This window comes from Streptomyces sp. NPDC001135, assembly GCF_053598395.1.
The window spans coordinates 1-3,036 of record NZ_JBSFKD010000066.1 but is presented as its reverse complement, the minus strand read 5'-3'; the positions used below and the strand labels follow the sequence as shown (position 1 = coordinate 3,036).

The window sequence follows — 3,036 nt, the reverse complement described above, 5'->3', positions numbered from 1 at the left end:
CCAGCACCTCCCGTTCCTCGGGCAGCAGCACGCACTCCGGTGCGTCGCGGAACGCATGATGGCCGGGCCCGACGCATGAGACGCAAGGTCTCAGGTCACCATCGATACCAGCGGCCGCGACCGCCGCCGGTGGTGGTAGAGCGCATGACGAAGCCCAGCAGCCACAGCACCAGCACGGCCAGGGCCACCCACCACAGAATCTTGACGGCGAAACCCGCGCCGAAAAAGATTACCGCGAGAAGAAGAACAAGAAGCAGGGGAACCATAGTTATCAACCTCCTGTGGCACCGTCTGCCCTGCACTTGCGCCTCCATTCCGGACGCCACCTTGTTTGTGAGGGGGAAGCCTGGGCACGAGCGGCTTTACCGCGAAATCGGCAACAGTGGCTACGAGGAGGCGCATTCCATGACTGCCGGCGAGAAGGCCAAGGCGAAGACCGAGCAGGCCGAGGGCAAGGCCAAGGAGACCCTGGGGAGCGCTTTTGGCAATGACCGCATGGCTGCCGAGGGCCAGGCGAAGAAGAGCGTTGGCGATGCCCGTGAGGCGAAGGAGAAGGCCAAGGACGCCTTCAAGCACTGACGGCCCGCACTTGTCGAGGGCTTTCCCGGAACTCGTCCGGGAAAGCCCTCGCTTTGTCACGAAACGGAAACGGGACCGCAGTCAGGGCCGGGTGGCGGGGCGGCTGCCCGGGTGGAGCGGGAAGAGGTGGTCCAGCCCGGCGATGCGGAGTCGCAGGAGGCAAAGGAGCCGCGGTTTGCGGGGCCTGCGCCCGCGCCGCCGCTCATGCCGCGTCGTGCCCGGCGGCGATACCGCTCACCGTGACCGCGACGGTGACCGGTTCCGCGACACCGTGTGCGGCGAGGTGGGTACCGAGGGCGGCAGTCACCCGGTCGTGGACGTTCCGGGCGATGTCCAGCGCCGGTCGGCCCTCAGACAGGACGCAGCGCACCTCGATGCGCCATCCCGAACCGTCCGGCGACCGGTCGGCGCGGATGCCTTCCTCGGGCGAGGTGCGGTGGAGCGTGATGTCCGACCGGGTGGGCGCGGCGGCTGCCGCCAGGCGATGGCTGAGACCGGGTTGCAGGCCCGCCACACCGGGAACTGCGAGGGCCGCCTGCGCCGCGGCGCCGAGGAGCGTGGTCGTGCGGAGGACAGTCATCATGCACCGCCGGCGGGCGTGAGGCCGGGACGGAGGGGTGGCTCGGGCTCCAGGACGTCGACCACGGCGATGTCGACGGCCGTCACGGCAAGGCCCAGGTCTCGTGCCGCCGAGTGGAGGACCGATCGGCGCACCTGGTGGACCCGGTCGGGCAGGGGGCGGTCGAGAGCGGCGGCGAGGGTCATGGTCACCCGCACGTCGGTGCCTTCGCCCACGGGTACGAGCCGGCAGGTCGCGACCCTGGCACCGGGGACCGTGTCCGCGGCCTGCCTGAGTACCTTCGCCGCGGCGCTCTCGGCGATGCGCAGCTCCCGGTCCGGGTCGGCCAGCGGCAGCAGCCGCCCGAGCCGTACCTCCGCCCTGACGATGTCCATGACGCGGTCGGCGAGTGCGTGCAGGCCGGGCGTGTCCTCGGCGCGCAGCGCTCGGGTGGCCGCGTTCACGACGGCCAGGCCCTCGGCGGCCTCGCGGCAGTGAGGACAGGAGAGGGTGTGCGGGTCCACCCCCGGCGCCGCGTCCCTCGCCTGTTCCCAGACCCGGCTGAGCAGCCGGCCGCAGGGCAGGACCTCGTCACCTGCGAACGGGGGGGCGTCGGTGGCACCCGGCGCGGAACCGGGCCGGTGGGCTCCGGGCGGTCCTGGAGGCCGCGCGTGCGGGTCGTCTAGCGCCATGGGCCCATCGCCTCCTGCAGGGATCTGCGTGCCCTGAACAGTCTGCCGCGCACCGTCTGTTCGCTGGTCCGCGTCACGTGGGAGATCTCCTTGTAGGACAGGCCCTGCACCTCCCGCAGGGTCCAGCAGAGTCGCTGCCCGGCGTCGAGATCGCCGAGTGCTCGCGACAGGGCGGCGGTGGCCGCGTCCTGCTCCGCAGACCGGACGGGTTGGCTCCAGACGTCTCTAGCCGCCGGCTCGGCGACGACGTCCAGCGAGAGGGGCGGAGGCCGACGACGGCGCATGGTCAGGCAGCGGTTGACGGTGATCCGGTACATCCAGGTACGGAACTCCGCGCTGTGGTGGTATTCAGGCAACCGGCGCCAGGCGCTGACGAAGGCGTCCTGAACAGCATCCTCGGCGTCCTGGGGGTTGCCGAGCATGCAGCGGGCCAGGGCAAGGAGAGGCCGGCCGTGCCGCTGGACGAGAACGGCGAAGGCGTCCTCGTCCCCCTCGGCCGCCCGTACGGCCAGCAGGCCGTCCGGCAGGTCGCGTCCCATCGGGTCGCGGCCCGGCGATGGGGTAACAGCGCTTTCGACCATGACGCCCCTCGCAAGGCTCGGACCGTCCGCGTACCCGACCGGCCATATGTGATACACGTCACAGGCGATATGTGTGAGGAACGCGTCGCCCGATATGTCCAATCATTCGAAGGACATCGCACCGGTGTCCGAGGGACCGATCGAGGCGACCGCCATGACGAACGACATCACCAGCGTCGGCGGGGGCAGCGGGCCCGAGGCGGGCGTGAGCGCGCTCAAGGGCCGCACGGGGGCCGGGGCTCCGGCCGAGACACGGGGGAAGACCACCATCGCGGACGGTGTGGTGGCGAAGATCGCGGGCATGGCGGCCCGCGAGGTACCGGGCATCTACAGCCTGGGAGCGGGGATGGCGCGCGCCTTCGGCGCCATGCGGGAACGCGTTCCCGGGGGCGGAGGCGGGGCCGTCACGCGAGGAGTGAAGGTCGAGGTGGGCGAGCGTCAGGCCGCCGTGGACCTGGACGTTGTCGTCGAGTACGGCGTCTCCATCGTCGACGTCGCGGGCGACGTGCGCACCGGTGTGATCAGCGCCTTGGAGCGGATGACGGGCCTGGAGGTCGTCGAGGTGAACATCGCCGTCGACGACGTCCACCTGCCCGACGACGAGGAGGAACAGACCGAACTGGAC

General features: G+C 70.8%; 6 protein-coding genes. 2 read left to right on the top strand and 4 right to left on the bottom strand.

Annotated elements, in window-relative coordinates:
- Positions 1 to 95: 95 nt before the first annotated feature.
- Positions 96 to 266 carry a hydrophobic protein gene (locus ACWC94_RS41470; protein ID WP_450802856.1) on the bottom strand — a complete coding sequence of 57 codons (171 nt, stop codon included), beginning with the start codon at positions 264 to 266 and terminating at the stop codon, positions 96 to 98.
- Between the two features lie 139 nt (positions 267 to 405).
- Between ACWC94_RS41470 and ACWC94_RS41465 the strand changes: the two genes are divergently transcribed.
- Entirely contained in the window at positions 406 to 579 is a 174-nt protein-coding gene (locus ACWC94_RS41465; protein WP_450802854.1) for a CsbD family protein, read from the top strand.
- A gap of 202 nt (positions 580 to 781) precedes the next feature.
- Here the strand turns inward: ACWC94_RS41465 and ACWC94_RS41460 are convergent, their stop codons facing one another.
- From ACWC94_RS41460 to ACWC94_RS41450, 3 genes are read right to left on the bottom strand one after another with little or no spacing between them, the layout of a single operon-like run.
- Positions 782 to 1,159, bottom strand: a complete 378-nt coding sequence (locus ACWC94_RS41460; protein WP_450802853.1) for a hypothetical protein — start codon at positions 1,157 to 1,159, stop codon at positions 782 to 784.
- On the bottom strand, positions 1,159 to 1,830 hold the full coding sequence (locus ACWC94_RS41455) for a hypothetical protein (protein WP_450802851.1): 672 nt from the start codon (positions 1,828 to 1,830) through the stop codon (positions 1,159 to 1,161). The genes ACWC94_RS41460 and ACWC94_RS41455 overlap by 1 nt, the downstream gene beginning before the upstream one ends.
- Positions 1,821 to 2,369: an RNA polymerase sigma factor gene (locus ACWC94_RS41450; protein ID WP_227025788.1), complete on the bottom strand. Its 549-nt coding sequence runs from the start codon at positions 2,367 to 2,369 to the stop codon at positions 1,821 to 1,823. Before ACWC94_RS41450 ends, ACWC94_RS41455 begins: the two co-directional genes overlap by 10 nt.
- A 196-nt stretch (positions 2,370 to 2,565) precedes the next feature.
- Here ACWC94_RS41450 and ACWC94_RS41445 point away from each other — a divergent pair.
- A partial coding sequence (locus tag ACWC94_RS41445; RefSeq protein ID WP_450802884.1) for an Asp23/Gls24 family envelope stress response protein occupies positions 2,566 to 3,036 on the top strand: 471 nt, incomplete at its 3' end.